This is a genomic window from Bernardetia aquimarina (genome assembly GCF_042180575.1).
GTDB lineage: Bacteria > Bacteroidota > Bacteroidia > Cytophagales > Bernardetiaceae > Bernardetia.
The window spans coordinates 5823085-5838028 of record NZ_CP170094.1 but is presented as its reverse complement, the minus strand read 5'-3'; the positions used below and the strand labels follow the sequence as shown (position 1 = coordinate 5838028).

The following is a 14944-nucleotide window of genomic DNA, read 5'->3' as shown; positions in this document are numbered from 1 at the left end:
GTTTAAGAAAATAAATTGTACTTTTGAGAATGCAAAAAAATACATCTTCTTTTTATTCTACACAAATTACAGAATCTATAATTAACTCATTTTCTCCGTATCAAAAACGCTTTTTTCAAGATATTCTGACACTTCATTACGGAAAAACTGAAACAAAAAACAGTTTGCCCAGCCATGTTGTAAAAGGATACAAGAGTAAAAAAACAAATTTTGGTAGAGAAAAATGGGTTTATTTTTCGACATATATTTCGCCTTATTCTATGCGAGATGTTTTGTTATACGCAAAATTGAAAGGTTTTGACCAAATTGTATTGAGTATAATTGCAATGATAGCCTATTTTCAAAAAAATGAAGAAGGACAAAAAGATTTTTTTGTGGAAATTTTACAGACCACACAAGATGCCATTTTTTTCTTTGAGTTTTATATAGAATCCTTCGAAAAACCATTTCCAAATTCTCTCAAAAAAGCAATTAAAGTTTGTTTAGAGAACAAAAATAAAGAAGATTTTGAAGATTTTTTTAATCAATTCCCACAAAAAAAAACACGTTTAGCTGACTGTTTGAACATTTGTCGTCCACGATTAAAGCCAGAAATTGATTCAGCTTTCTTGAAAGAAAATTTTGCGACCAAGATTCCTATCAAAAGTTGGAAAAAAGAACTCACAAAAGCACATTTGAAAAAAGGCTCATACCAAGAAAAAAGAAACCGACAAAGTGAGCTTTGGAAAACATTTATTGAAAATGACAGACTTTCTCATTCAGAAATTTTGGAAGAATTACCATTGATTTTTAAAAATTCACCCAAAACAGTAAAATTAGCTTTACAGAAATTAAATATTGGATTAAGTGAAAATTTAACTCACGAAAATACAGAAAATGAAAACGCAAAAACAGACACTACCATTTCTCCTTTTCAAATTCTTGAAAGCTATCAGCAAATTCATAAAGCGTATGTAAAACGTGTTCATAGGATTCTGCATACACAAGAGTTTGTCGAAAGTATTATTGCCGAACAAGAAGAAGAGTTACACCGTTTGCAAGTGGCTTCAAAACGCATTTTCAAAAAGTGGGAAGGCGAACTTTTTTTTGGTGGTTATCATCGTTTGATGCTTATTTTTCACGAACTAGACGAACAACAACGTCTTTTTTTTACTCAAATCAATAAGCCTAATTTGCAACAAGCTCCCAAACAAATGGCGCAAATTATGCAGCGCAGTGAGCAAATTGATAACTTACTTTCTACCTTTGAAGAAAATTATTTAAGCGAACTTCCACCTTCGTTAGTTCAACAAGAAGGCTGGCGAAAAATAGAGCGACAAGCACTCAAAAACTTGCGTCGAAAAGTAGGATTTTTTGGGGAATTAGCAGATGTTTTTTATTCTGAAAAGATAGAACAAATCAAGCGACTTTATTTTTATTCACCAGAAGAAATACAAGATGTTTTGAAAGATATTGCTGTTCATTTAGAAGAGTTGGAAGATACTATTTTACACAGAATTCGTGGAAGAATCGCAGCGTTTAAAGATATTCAAGAACTTTATTTGGAACAAGCACGCCCACCCATGCAAGCAGCCTTACAAGAAATGTTTGAGGTGGCAAAAGGTGTAAGTGAGCATTTGACAAAACAATTAAAGCAAGTTCAAAAGCAACAAAAAGAACACTTAGAAAACAATTCGGAAACAGAAAACGATACTTCAAGCAATCTTTTGAATGAGGTAATTGAAGAAAACCTAAGTAAAAAACAAAAACAAAAAGTACGAAAGGGGCTTAGTTTGGAAGATTTTCAAAATATTTATGAAAATAAAGTGCGTCAAACCTATTGGGATAAAACAAAAGAAAATCAGAAAGAAGAATTATCTACTTTAAGAAATGAGCTAAGAAATCAATTAGAAGATGCACGTAAAACCATTCAAAATATCATTCAAGTAACAAAAGAAGATATTGAAAATACACTTTCAAAAGCACGAAAACAATTAGCTTCAATTTATCAACAGACGGCACAAGAAGAGCGTGAAATGATTCCTTTTTTTAGAGAAATTAGAGGAAAAGTAGAACGTATTTTTGAGAGAAAGCCATTTGAGGAAGATTTCTTAACGCTTTATCCAGACCTCACAAAAGCAAATGATATTCAAATAGGATTATTAAAAGAGATATTACCAAAAACTATTCAGAATATTTCACTTCTAAATGATAAAAATGACAAAAAAGATAATAAGAGGTTTGGTAAAACACTTATCATTTTGGATGAAGCTCTTACCACAGAATCACAGTCATTAGAGAAGGCAAGTTGGCTTTCTGCATTTATTTTTCAGAATACACATAGAAATACTAAAGATGGTGATAAAAAAATACCTATTTCAGAGCAATCTGTACAAATAAAAATATTGAGTGAAGATGCTTTAAATACCTATTACACCAAAAATCAAAACGATACGGCAGCCTTTCAACACCGTTTGCAAGATGCAATGATGAATTATGCCACTTCTGAAAAAGGGAATTTGACAGTTGCTTTAAAAAAGTTAATTCAAGATAAGGAAGCCTATTCAAGAATTATTGTTTTGAGTACATGGACAGAAAAACAGCCTCCATTTCCTTTTAAATTATTGAAAGAATATCGCCAAAAACATCGTATTTCGCCTTGTATTTTTATTATCAATCTTCAACCTGCTCTTTTGCCACAGCTTCGAATGCGTAGAAACGGAGTTTTTGCAGCACAAGGAATTTATGAAAATGTAGTTGATTGGATTTTGGAAATGGAATGTTTATGATTCTTGATATTGTTGCTATTCCTTCACTAAGAATCAATAAAAAAATACCTTCTTACCAAATGAGTTTAGTAAGAAGGTAATAATATTTTTCTAGCTTAATTGACTTTGAAATAGAATAAAATGTCTAGTAGTATAAGAAAATAGTTAAAACTAGCTTACCATTTCTTTCTCAAATACTGTATTTACATCCATATAAGGCAAATCAAATGCTTCAGCAACACCTTCATGAACAACATCACCTTTGATGATATTAAGTCCTAATAATAATTCTTTGTTTTCTTTACATGCTTTTACCCAACCTTTATTAGCTAATTGAATAGCATAAGGGAATGTCGCATTGGTAAGACCAACCGTAGAAGTATAAGGAACAGCTCCTGGCATATTGGCTACACAATAATGAACTACATCATCAATAATATAAGTAGGGTCACGGTGAGTAGTTGCTTTAGTAGTTTCGAAACAACCACCTTGATCGACAGCTACATCAACAAGTACAGTACCAGGGCGCATAAGTCTAAGCATTTCACGAGTAACTAAGCGAGGAGCTTTTCTACCCGAAATCAAAACAGCACCAATAATTAAATCTGACTCTTGAACAGCTTGTTCGATATTATATTGGTTAGACATAATTGTCGTTACATTCTCAGCCATTACATCATCAAGATAACGCATACGAGGCAAACTAACATCCATAATAGTTACATCTGCACCCAAACCAGCAGCCATTTTAGCAGCTTGCGTTCCTACAATTCCACCACCCAAAACGAGTACTTTAGCAGGCTGAACACCTGGTATTCCACCTAAAAGAATTCCACGTCCTTTAATTGGTTTCTCCAAATATTTTGCTCCTTGCTGAACAGACATACGACCTGCCACTTCTGACATCGGAATAAGAAGAGGTAAAGAACGGTCTGCTTGTTCTACTGTCTCATAAGCAATACAAATTGCCTTTGCATCTATCATAGCTTTGGTTAGAGGCTCAGAAGAAGCAAAGTGAAAATAAGTAAATATAACTTGATTTTCTCTGATAAGTTTGTATTCAGGCTCAATAGGCTCTTTTACCTTCATTATCATGTCTGAAATCTTATAAACATCTTCGATAGTAGGTAATATTTTGCCTCCTACACTTTCATAAAGAGCATCAGGAAAACCACTTCCTACACCTGCTCCTTTTTGGATATAAACGGTATGTCCGTGATGAATAAGTTCGGCTACTCCACCGACAGTAAGAGCTACACGACTCTCGTCGGTTTTGATTTCCATTGGAACACCAATAATCATAATTTTGTGTGTTTTTATAAATGTGTTGTAATTAGTATTTGAATCAACGAAGGATTTAAAATTCGAATTACTAAAATAAATTTTCAGTTTTTTTCTAATTCATCACAAAGATAATTTTTTGAAATCAAATAATACCTATTTTACAAATAGCTTTTTAGAAAAAATAGCAAAAACAGTTTTCTACACAACTATTCACTTATTATTGATTGCTTGTGGAAGGTAATTGAACCACATATATTTTATTAGATTCTATTTTTGAAATCATTATCTCCTTTCCAGAATCTATAAAACCTCCATTGAGCGAACGCACCTCAAATATTTCACCATCAATATTAATTCTTCCATTTGGTCGCAAACTAGAAATTGTTTTGCCTCTTTGTTCTGGATAAAGTAATAATTTTCTTTCACTTTCTTTATCGTCGTGTTTGCCTTCTATTATTTGTTTTTGAGTAAATTTTTCCCACGTTTTAGAGCGAATACTATATGTAATTGCTCCAATATTAAAGATAGACGCAATAGAAAGCGTCCAAATAGAAGCATCTACTCCAAAGAAGAAATAAGTGATTGCAGTTCCTAAAAGGGTCAGAAAAAGACTAATTACACCAAATTTTATTGTTCCCGAAAGAATTTCTATTGTGAGTGTAACCATCGCAAAGAAGAATAAAATACCAATTAAAATAAATTCCATTTAGAGTGAGTAAGATGTAAAGAGTTTTCTTAATAAAAAACTTGTAGTTGTTGGTGTCGCTATCGCTAAAACACCAAAAACGGCATTTTCTTTCTATAAAAAACTCTAGTAAGGTGTATTTGAGATTAGGAAAAGACAATTTTATAAAAAAATCTTGATTTATCGTCTATTTTTGAAACGTATTTGTCAGCTATTCAGTTATTAGTAATATCAAATTATTTCATATTCCTACAAATCATTTCCTTAATTACTTAAAAAAATGGTTTAGTATATTTTTACATCAAAAAATTATGAGCAAGAAAAAAGACAAAAAACTAAAAGTAAATCCAGAATTGGAAGGCTTAAATGTCCATGTCAATGAGTTTGGCGAAATTGTAACATCTTACGAAGCCGAAGAAATAAATAAATTTTTAGATAAAACACTTTATGACAAAAAAATTCGAAATCAAGAAGCCAAAACAGGTTCTTTGAAAGAAAAACATAAAAAACAAGATGAAGAAGAATAAAACTCATTTTTCTCTGTACCCACGAATTTATTCGTGGGTTTTGTTTTTATGAAAAAAAATTGGAATAAGGAATTTACCCTCCTATTTTGTACTTTTGTAAAACGTTTTTTTAACAGCTATAAAAAGAATACATAAAAAAATAAAATGTCTATAAAAATTACAAAAGAAGGAATTTTGGAAGCTCTTTCTACGGTAGATGACCCAGATTTGAAAAAAGATTTGGTTACCTTAGGAATGATAAAAAATATATCAATCGAACAAGAGGCAGACAAAACAACGGTACATTTTACTGTCGTCTTGACTACTCCTGCATGTCCTCTCAAAGAACTTATTCGCAATAACTGTGAGAAAGCGATTCATCAAAAATATAATGAGTCGGTGCGTTGTCAAATTACGATGAGTTCGAATGTTACAAGTACTAGAACAGGTAAAATCTTGCCTGAAGTAAAAAATATTATTGCTGTTGCTTCTGGCAAAGGTGGTGTAGGCAAATCTACGGTAGCTTCAAATTTAGCTGTTGCACTTGCTCAAACAGGCGCAAAAGTGGGTTTGATAGATGCTGATATTTTTGGTCCTTCTATTCCTACTATGTTTGATTGTGAAGCAGCACGTCCAGGAGTTCGTCAAGAAGGCGAACGTTATATTATCTTGCCTTTCGAAAAACATGGTGTAAAACTACTCTCTATTGGTTTTCTTGCTCCTCCTGATGATGCGATTGTTTGGCGTGGACCAATGGCAAGCTCTGCATTTCGTCAGTTTTTAGTGGATACAGATTGGGGCGAGTTAGATTACTTGTTTATTGACCTTCCACCTGGAACGAGTGATATTCATCTTACCTTAGTTCAGACTGTCCCAGTAACAGGTGCAGTCATCGTAACGACTCCTCAAAAAGTAGCTTTAGCAGATGCTCAAAAAGGAGTTGCGATGTTTACGCAGCCTAAAATCAATGTTCCAGTTTTGGGAATTGTGGAGAATATGGCATATTTTACGCCTCAAGAGCTTCCAGAAAATAAATATTATTTGTTTGGAGAGAATGGAGGAAAAGTATTAGCAAAACGAAATGATGTTCCATTTTTAGGAGAAGTTCCGTTAGTACAAGCCATTCGTGAAGCTGGAGATGGAGGAATACCTATCACTGCACAGGAAAATCTTGACAATCAATCTCAAATTGTTACGGATACATTTAAAGATATTGCTCAAAAGTTAGCACAAAGTGTAGCTCTCAGAAATGCACAACATAATCCAACAGAAGCAGTTTCTATAAGCTAAGATTTTTATTTTTTTCAACCTATACGGTTTTTAGAAATCTTATAGGTTGAAAAATAAGAAAGTTCCTAAAAATTAATTATATTTGAGTACAAATTATTCCCCAAATTATTATAAAACAATCCATAAAATAAAGTAATTATGAGTTTAGAAGAAAAAGTAGAAGCAGCCTTAGAAACAGTTCGTCCTTACCTAAAAGCAGACGGAGGAAATGTAAAAGTAGTAGAAATTACAGAAGAAGGAGTAGTAAAAGTAGAAATGATTGGCGCATGTGGCTCTTGCTCTATTTCTCCAATTACACTAAAAACAGGCATAGAACAAGCTATTTTGAGTCACGTTTCAGAAATAAAAAGTGTTGTGGCAATAAACTTAACAGATACAGAAGAACGAAATGTCGCTGTTTAGTTTTCTAAATATTAAAAAATTTGGAAAGAGTTTTGGAAAAACATTTAAAAGCAGACAGAAAGCAGACAAGAACTTACTCAGAAAAGGTTTAGTCTTGATTACTAAATAACCTCATTTAAACATCGTTTTTTGAAGATTCAGAGGCTTATCAAGACTAAAATAAAAAATAATTTCAAATTTTTAACCAAAATTTAAGAAATAGCTTGCAATTATCAGTATCAAATCATACATTTGGTATTAGAAATACACTTGTACTTGGTACAAGAAAATTTCTAAGCTTTTTCATAGCTGGTTGAAAGCCTTGAGGGGGAAGTTTTGCTTCCCTCACAAGTTTCAAAACAAACTATTTATGAAATCATTTTTTAGCAGCATCATTGGTTTTGTATCTTCTCTTTTTTACTCTTTACGTCCTCTCAATTTATTTCTGATTCTTCTTACCCAAACACTAACTTGTGTTTTTTTATTAGACAATTTACTTTGCATTTCAAATTTATTTTCAAAGTTAGACTTTATAGCAAAAAATTGCATTGATTTTTATTTTCTTGTTTTGGCTACTGTTTTGAGTGCAGCAGGTGGATATATTCTGAATGATATATTTGACAGAAAAATAGATTTGATTAATTCTCCTAAACGTGGTTCTTTTACAGAAAAAAATATTTCTTTTTTATATCTATTGAGTAGTCTATTTTTCGGAACTGCTTTACTTTTAGGTCTTTTAGTTTCTTTCAAAATTGGAATTGCTGTTCTTTTTAGTTGTGCTTTGCTTATTTTTTATGCTAAAAACAGTAAAAAAATAGGCATTCTGAAACCTGTTTTTGTTTCTTTTCTGACAGCTTTTTCGATTCTTTTGGTAGGATTCGATTTTTTTGATTCTTTTAATTTCATTCCTAGTACAGTTTGGCTTTTTTCAGTTTGGGCATTTTTGCTTTCTATGCTTCGGGAAGTTATAAAAGATTTTGAGGATTTGGAAGGCGATAGTTCTCAAAACAGCCTTACTTCTGTCGTTCAATTGGGTAAAAAAAACAGCCTTTGGTTGCTTTATTTTTTGTCTGTTTTATTAATTTCCTCTCTCTTTCTTGCCTTTTTTATTTCTACTAACTCTATCTCTACTTCACTTCATAAACTGATAATGATAGCTTTGATAGGTATTTTTATTTTTTTATTAAATAAGAATCATTCTACCTCTTCTAAAAAGCAATACAAAAAACTAAGTCTGTTTTGTAAACTAATGATGCTTGTGGGGATTTTGGGAATGTGTTTTTATTGATTTCCAAAAACTCGTCAAATATAACCCAGCAGAACGTAAACGATTTACGTTGTAAAGTTTTATTTCAAAAAACAGAATTATATTTCTTGAAACATAAATAAATACTTTTTTATTTGTTTATTAAACAACAATTCAATATACTTGTAATACAAATCCCTTATTTGTTATTCATATTTCCCCCTTTACTTGACTTCAAAAATTCAAGGTGGGAATGCTGTGTCTAATTTTTCTACAAAAAGGGAAATTTGATAAGCTAAAAGTTTTGAGTTACAGATAAGAAATAAAAAAATTAGTCTTTCACTCTCAAAATTCTCTCAATTATGCGAATGCTTGTCAATCTTACTCCAAATACTCGCCCTGTATCTTTTGAATATCCTCAACGGCTTTTGGGTAAAATCCATAAATGGCTCGGCGAAAATAATTATCACGATGAAATTTCTCTCTATTCTTTTTCTTGGTTGCAAGGAAGTAGAAAAAAAGGCGATTTTTTAGATTTTAAATATGGTGCAAAGTGGTTTATTAGTGCTTTTGATATGCCTTTTGTACAGGAACTTGTGCGAGGTGTTTTTCAGAATAGCCATGTAGAATATGGAATGGAAGTAAAAGACATTTCATTGGTAGAAACTCCACAATTCGGAACAAAAGCACAGTTTTGGTTGGGAAGTCCTGTTTTTTTGAAACGAAATGAACTAGACGAAACAGGAAAAGAATTTCAAAAATATTATATCTACAAAGATGAAATCACAAACGAACTTCTCACTCAAACCCTACAAACCAAACTCCAAAAAGCAGGAATTTCAGACCCAAATTTGAAAGTTTATTTTGACACGAGTTACGACAAAGCAAAAACAAAAATGATGCGTATCAAAAACAAAAATTACCGTGCTTCTATGTGTCCTGTTATCATCGAAGGAAAATCTGAAACGCTCGCCTTTGCTTGGAATGTAGGCGTTGGGAATAATACTGGGATGGGATTTGGGGCTTTGAGGTAGGTTGTTTTTACTATTGTCATTCCGAATGCTGCTTTGTCATTCCGAACGAAGTGAGGAATCTAAAAACTAAACTAACATAACCATGATACAAGAAATTAAAAACTTTATAGAACATATTAGCCAAAAAGATGAAGAGGTTTTTTCTCGCAACCTTCAGTTAAAAGAAGGTATATATGTTTTGCTAGATATCGAAAAACAAAAAGATGAATATGTCTTAATTAATGAAAAAGAAGTATTTGAAACTAAAGAAGATATTTTAGTTTTTGATACAAAAAATGAAATAGAAAATCCAACTCTATATAAGAAATTTTTATCTCTACAAATCAATTCAACAGTTGTAGGAAGTGGAAAAAACAAAAGTTTCAATAGTTCTTCTGGGATTTTTATGTTTACAGCAAATCCATTTGCAATAGCCTTGAAAAAGGAACGATACAGTTTAGAAATAGATGATTCTGTACGAGCTTATTTCAAAGCTGCACAAAGTTATGTAAAAGAACAAAAACATCTTGACTGGCTTGATTCATTCAGAGGGTTTTGTGAAAGCAAGTTATTACAACTTATTCCACAAATTTCAGAGTTTGAAGAGTTAAACAAGAAAAACCTTATTTACTTCTTTCTAAAAAATCCCACATTAGCTGATTTTTCAGTTGTTCATCAAGCCTATTTATCTGAAAAAGTTTTTAATAAAGACAAATTCAATGTTAAAATTGAAGATACAACATTCGGAATAAGTGATAATTTGAGTGGTTTTAATGATAAAAAAATGTTTCTCAAACATTTTACAGCTCCTTTAGAATATAATTTTAGAGTAGATGGAGAAGTAGCTATGCAATTATGGCGTTTCTTTGAGCTACAAAAAAACAAGCAAATCCCTAATCCTGTACCTGTTTTTGTAGATAGACAAGAACTTAATGAAAAAATGATTAGCATTTTCCAAAGCGATAAAGAGCAAAAAATGGGACATGCTCAAATGATAAAAAATATTCTGGGAAAATCTGATTCTCAAAGTCTTCAAAATTATTACCTCATTTATTTTCAAGGAACAAAAGGAAGCCGAATAGTTGATATTGATTTTGTACCTATGTTCAAGTATGAAGAAAAAGAGGCAATTATTCAAGAAATTTTTCCCTTAGGTGGAAAACAGTCTAGTAAAAAAATTGAAACTGTTTTTGATTTAGAAAACCACGTTTTTAATAGAATTTTTAATGGACAATTAAAGACAGATACTTGGTTGAAATATTTTGGAGAATTAGAATACAACCCAAAATACATGACTCATACAGTTTATAACCAACTTCTACGTTATCGTCAAGCTATTTATGATTTTGTCTATAAATCTAAACGTCAAGCTATTACTAAGGTCATGTCATGTTTAACGATATGATGCGGCAAGGAATTTTAGATGATATTCGAAATGATGAATTTAAAAAAAATGCACAATATAAAAGAGGTTTTCATACTAAAAATGAAGACATTAAAGAAAAGCTAAATATTTGGTTTAGTCTTTACAACTTTTTTACAAATACCAACAAATCCAAACCATGAAAAAATATGGTCAATAGAACACAAGAATTATTAGAATATTTGCCTCAACTTGCAAAATCTGAAAGTAATGAACACTTACAAGATGATGACACTTTTGCTTTTGCAGTAGGTCAAATTGTTCATTATTTACTCAATCAAAGTGAAGTTGGAAACAGAACACACGCTTTATTAGAACCTTTCCTTCAAAAAAGCGATGTTGGACAACTAAAAGTAGCTATTTTAAATACATTCAATATTTACAAACACGCTATTAAATTCTACAAAAAGAAATACGAATTTGATAAACTGATGAGTGAAGTAATGGGCTATGAACCTACTGAAAGCAACATGAAAAACTTACTTCCTCTTGTCCTTGCAGGTTACTTTTCAAAATCTATTTTTTCAAAAGACAAAGACAACACAGAATCTAACTAAAATTAATTTATACTTCATCTGTCAAGTTAGTTTTTATTGTAATTCTGTTTCTAATTCCAAACACTACTCATTGTCATTCCGAACTTGTATTGTCATTCTGAGCGAAGCGAAGAATCTAATACGTATGTTTTAGATTCCTCACAAGTTCGGAATGACAAACACAACACAGAATGACAAAATAAAAAATCAAAATTAACCTAACAGTTATAATCTATACATCTTCAAACCAACAAAATTATGAGTTTTAAAAACAGAGTTTTCGGCTGTGCTATTGTTCGTGCTATCAATGCAAGTTATAATGCAGATTTTAGCCATCAACCTCGTACACTTCCAGATGGAAAAGTGTATGCTACTGATAAAGCATTTAAGTATTTAGTAAAAAATTATCTAAAAGATATTTCTAATGAAAAAATGTTTTATTTCAAAACACAAAAAGAAGGCGATTTTAATCCAAGAAATTTAGAGGAAACATACGACCATCACTTTCCAAATGCAAAGAAAGAATCTAAAGAAGAGTTTGCTCAAAACTTATTGAGTTGTCTTGATGTGAGAACCTTCGGTGCTACTTTCGCCATGAAAGCAAAAAGTGGAAATGTGGCTCTTTCTATTCATGGAACAACTCAAATCAATCATGGTATAAATATTTGGAAAGAAAATAATATTTATTCTGAACAAATTATGTCGCCTTTTGCTAATCCTAAAGCAAAAAAGAATGATAAAGGTGGAGAAAATGAAGAAGTAAGTAAAGAAGCCACTACTTTAGGTCGTCAGTCCAAACTTCAAGAAGGTCATTATCTGCACCATTTCTCAGTAAATCCTAAAAATTTAGAAGAGGTTGTAAAACTAGCAGGAGAAAAAGCAACTAATCTTACTCAAGAAGATATTGACAAACTTAAAATAGCTTTTCGTTCAGGAGCAACTTACTTTGATTCTTCTTCAAAAGCTGGAATTGATAATGAGATGCTTATTTGGGTTCAATTAAAAGAAGATTCGAAAAAGGTATTTCCTACTTTTGGAAATTTAATAGAAATGTCTAAAAATGACACAAAAGATATTTTTGATTTATCAAAACTTAAATCTCTTTTAGAAGGCAATAAAGAAGATTTAGAAAAAATAGAAATTTATTATTTGAGTAGTAGTATAGAATTACAAAATGTTCCTTCTATGGCTGCATGTTTTGATATTACTTCTGGAAAAGAAATTAATTAACTACCAAACTTGTCATTCTGAACTGTCTTTGTCATTCTGTTTTTTCTTGTCATTCCGAACTTGTGAGGAATCTAAAACATACGTATTAGATTCTTCACTACGTTCAGAATGACAAACAAAGAAAAAGAAAACAGCAACAAAAAATCACAACCTCATAAAATTTCACAAAGATGAAAGAACACAACTATTATGTCTATATCACAACTAACCCTAGAAAAACGACACTTTATACAGGCGTTACGAATGATTTGGTTAGAAGATTACAAGAGCATTATGATAATAGTGGACAAAAACAAACTTTTGCAGGACGCTATTATTGTTACAATCTCATTTACTGGGAGCATTTTCAATGGATTCAAGATGCCATTGATAGAGAAAAAGAAATAAAAGGCTGGCGAAGAGAGAAAAAAGAAGCCTTAATAAATGAAATGAATCCTAAATGGAGATTTCTCAATAATGATATTCAAGATTAATATATTTATCATTCCACACACTATTCTGTCATTCCGAACCCTGTTTTGTCATTCCGAAGCAATGAGGAATCTAAAACATAGTTATTAGATTCTTCACTTCGTTCAGAATGACAATATAAAATAAAAAAAACATGAACAAATTAATCTCATTCGATATAAAAGCTGATTTTGGCTTTTTAAAGAAACCTGATAGTAATGAGCCTATCTATATTACTTACAATATGCTTCATAAACCTGCTTTATTAGGAATTTTGGGAGCAATTATCGGATTAAAAGGTTTTAAAACTATTTTAGAAACTAGCAAAAAACAGAAACGTGCATACATACCTGAATATTACGAAAAATTGAATCATCTAAAAGTAGGAATACAACCTTTAGAAGAGGAAAAAGGGAATTATTCCAAAACAGTTATTCGCTATAATAATGGAGTCGGTTATGCAAGTAAAGAAATAGGAGGTAATCTAATAATAGATGAACAAACTTTAATAAAACCAAGTTATCGCTGTTTTTTAATTCTGAATTTAGAAAGTGATTTAGAAAAGCAACTTTATGATAATTTGGAAAATAACAAAGCTGAATATTTGCCTTACTTAGGAAAAAATGATTTCTCTATTTGGTGGGATAATTTTCAAGATTATGACAAACCTAAAGTATTTGATAAAACCGATTCATCTTTCGAACTAGCTACATTATTCTTAAAAAAAGTAAGTGTAAAAGGCAACACAAAAGAATTTGATGCTATGGAGTTAGCTTTTGCGAAGGAAGGAAACAGTTTTGTATTCTTCGAAAACTTACCTGTGGGTTACGATTCTGTTTTGATGCAATATGAATTCAAATCATTTGCTTATACAGATTGGCTTTTACAACAAAATTATTCAATAGATAATCTTTACCAATTACCCAATGAAAAAGTCGTACAACTCTTTTGAAAGCATAGTTCATAACTCTACTTCTATATCTGTTTTCTTAGAAAATTATGAAAACTATTTAGCACACACTACAAAAATAGAAAAACAACTTCCTGAAACTTTGTTAGAACATATAAGTAGTTAGACAAAATTATTAAATATTTTTTTTATCTTTGTTTTATGAGAGGAAAAAAACGTTTTATTAGTTTGAGTATAGAGGAAGTATCTTCCTTAGAGCAAGGTTGGAAAGAAGGTAAATCATCAACTTTCCGTACTCGTTGTCATTACATTCTTTTAAGCCATCAAGGAAAAAAGGTTAGTGAGATAATGGATTTTTATCAAGTTACTCGCCAATTAGTTATTCGTTGGTTTAATCGGTATGAAAAAGAGGGCATAGCAGGATTAGAGACGAGTAAAGGACAAGGTCGTCGCCCTATTCTTCGTATAGATAATGAAGAAGAAATGAATAAAGTAGAATCTCTAGTTGAAGCCAGTCCTCAAAGTTTGAAAGTAGTTGTTTCTCAATTGGAAGAGGAATTGGGTAAATCTATGTCAGTCAAGACTTTAAAAAGGTTGCTTAAAAAAAAAATGGTGTTGGAAACGCTTCAGAAAAGTAACTGTTAAGAAACCTGACCCTGTTGTATATGAAGAAAAAAAACGTAGTTTAGAATTTCTCATTCTTTTATTTTTAGCAGGCTGTATAGATTTGCGTTTTTGTGATGAGTCTTCCTTCAATTTAGAACCCAATGTTCCTTATGGTTGGTGTAGAATAGGAGAACAAGTAGGCATTAAAAGTAGTAAGGGAGGTAATTTAAATGTATTTGGATTGCTTAACTTGCGTGGAGAACTAAGCAGTTTTGTAAGCACCCAAAACATTAATTCTAAAGTTATCATTGATTGTATAGATCAGTTTGTAGAAACAATTGAAAAAACGACTGTTCTAGTGTTAGATAATGGACCTTGGCATATTTCTAAAGAAATAGAAGAGAAAATAGAGGAATGGGAAGAGAAAGGAGTACTTATTTTCTACTTACCTTCTTACAGTCCACATTTGAATCCCATAGAAACACTATGGAGAAAAATCAAAATAGAGTGGTTAAGACCTCAAGATTTCACGAGTAAAGAAGACTTACATCAAGCTGTAAAAAATATTCTAAAAAAATACAATAGTAAAAAGTATAAAATTGATTTTACTATATATAAAGGAAAATTGTTACGATAA

16 protein-coding genes and 1 pseudogene are annotated in these 14944 nt (G+C 31.2%); 15 read left to right on the top strand and 2 right to left on the bottom strand.

Going from position 1 to position 14944, the window contains the following annotated elements:
- Positions 1 to 29 precede the first annotated feature (29 nt).
- Positions 30 to 2768, top strand: coding sequence for a hypothetical protein (locus ACE193_RS25070; RefSeq protein ID WP_375560926.1), 2739 nt, complete (start codon positions 30 to 32; stop codon positions 2766 to 2768).
- Between the two features lie 150 nt (positions 2769 to 2918).
- On the opposite strand, the gene ald is transcribed toward ACE193_RS25070, so the two are convergent.
- Entirely contained in the window at positions 2919 to 4049 is a 1131-nt protein-coding gene (ald, locus tag ACE193_RS25065; RefSeq protein ID WP_375560925.1) for an alanine dehydrogenase, read from the bottom strand.
- 199 nt (positions 4050 to 4248) lie between these two features.
- On the bottom strand, positions 4249 to 4737 hold the full coding sequence (locus tag ACE193_RS25060) for an NfeD family protein (RefSeq protein ID WP_375560924.1): 489 nt from the start codon (positions 4735 to 4737) through the stop codon (positions 4249 to 4251).
- A 290-nt stretch (positions 4738 to 5027) separates the two neighbouring features.
- On the opposite strand from ACE193_RS25060, the gene ACE193_RS25055 reads away from it, so the two are divergent.
- The 14 genes and pseudogenes from ACE193_RS25055 to ACE193_RS24990 all read left to right on the top strand — a co-directional run.
- Positions 5028 to 5243, top strand: a complete 216-nt coding sequence (locus tag ACE193_RS25055; protein WP_375560923.1) for a hypothetical protein — start codon at positions 5028 to 5030, stop codon at positions 5241 to 5243.
- A 150-nt stretch (positions 5244 to 5393) separates the two neighbouring features.
- Entirely contained in the window at positions 5394 to 6512 is a 1119-nt protein-coding gene (locus ACE193_RS25050) for an Mrp/NBP35 family ATP-binding protein (protein ID WP_375563380.1), read from the top strand.
- A gap of 138 nt (positions 6513 to 6650) precedes the next feature.
- The gene (locus ACE193_RS25045; RefSeq protein WP_375560922.1) at positions 6651 to 6914 is read left to right on the top strand and encodes a NifU family protein; all 264 of its coding nucleotides are present in this window, start codon (positions 6651 to 6653) and stop codon (positions 6912 to 6914) included.
- Between the two features lie 349 nt (positions 6915 to 7263).
- Positions 7264 to 8181: a geranylgeranylglycerol-phosphate geranylgeranyltransferase gene (locus ACE193_RS25040; protein ID WP_375560921.1), complete on the top strand. Its 918-nt coding sequence runs from the start codon at positions 7264 to 7266 to the stop codon at positions 8179 to 8181.
- Positions 8182 to 8501: 320 nt separating this feature from the next.
- Entirely contained in the window at positions 8502 to 9173 is a 672-nt protein-coding gene (gene cas6, locus ACE193_RS25035; RefSeq protein ID WP_375560920.1) for a CRISPR-associated endoribonuclease Cas6, read from the top strand.
- An 82-nt stretch (positions 9174 to 9255) separates the two neighbouring features.
- Entirely contained in the window at positions 9256 to 10557 is a 1302-nt protein-coding gene (locus ACE193_RS25030) for a hypothetical protein (RefSeq protein ID WP_375560919.1), read from the top strand.
- Positions 10554 to 10718, top strand: coding sequence for a hypothetical protein (locus tag ACE193_RS25025; RefSeq protein ID WP_375560918.1), 165 nt, complete (start codon positions 10554 to 10556; stop codon positions 10716 to 10718). Before ACE193_RS25030 ends, ACE193_RS25025 begins: the two co-directional genes overlap by 4 nt.
- 6 nt (positions 10719 to 10724) lie before the next feature.
- Positions 10725 to 11132 (top strand): hypothetical protein, encoded by a 408-nt coding sequence (locus ACE193_RS25020; RefSeq protein ID WP_375560917.1) that lies wholly within the window; start codon positions 10725 to 10727, stop codon positions 11130 to 11132.
- Positions 11133 to 11369: 237 nt separating this feature from the next.
- The gene (locus ACE193_RS25015; RefSeq protein ID WP_375560916.1) at positions 11370 to 12341 is read left to right on the top strand and encodes a type I CRISPR-associated protein Cas7; all 972 of its coding nucleotides are present in this window, start codon (positions 11370 to 11372) and stop codon (positions 12339 to 12341) included.
- Positions 12342 to 12511: 170 nt separating this feature from the next.
- Positions 12512 to 12814 (top strand): GIY-YIG nuclease family protein, encoded by a 303-nt coding sequence (locus ACE193_RS25010; protein ID WP_375560915.1) that lies wholly within the window; start codon positions 12512 to 12514, stop codon positions 12812 to 12814.
- A 131-nt stretch (positions 12815 to 12945) separates the two neighbouring features.
- Positions 12946 to 13743 (top strand): type I-B CRISPR-associated protein Cas5b, encoded by a 798-nt coding sequence (cas5b, locus tag ACE193_RS25005; protein WP_375560914.1) that lies wholly within the window; start codon positions 12946 to 12948, stop codon positions 13741 to 13743.
- A complete protein-coding gene (locus tag ACE193_RS25000; RefSeq protein WP_375560913.1) occupies positions 13718 to 13867 on the top strand; it encodes a hypothetical protein in 150 nt (49 codons plus the stop codon). Before cas5b ends, ACE193_RS25000 begins: the two co-directional genes overlap by 26 nt.
- Before the next feature lie 35 nt (positions 13868 to 13902).
- Positions 13903 to 14346 (top strand): helix-turn-helix domain-containing protein, encoded by a 444-nt coding sequence (locus tag ACE193_RS24995; RefSeq protein WP_375558679.1) that lies wholly within the window; start codon positions 13903 to 13905, stop codon positions 14344 to 14346.
- A 31-nt stretch (positions 14347 to 14377) separates the two neighbouring features.
- Positions 14378 to 14944, top strand: a pseudogene (locus ACE193_RS24990) (IS630 family transposase); the annotation flags it as partial.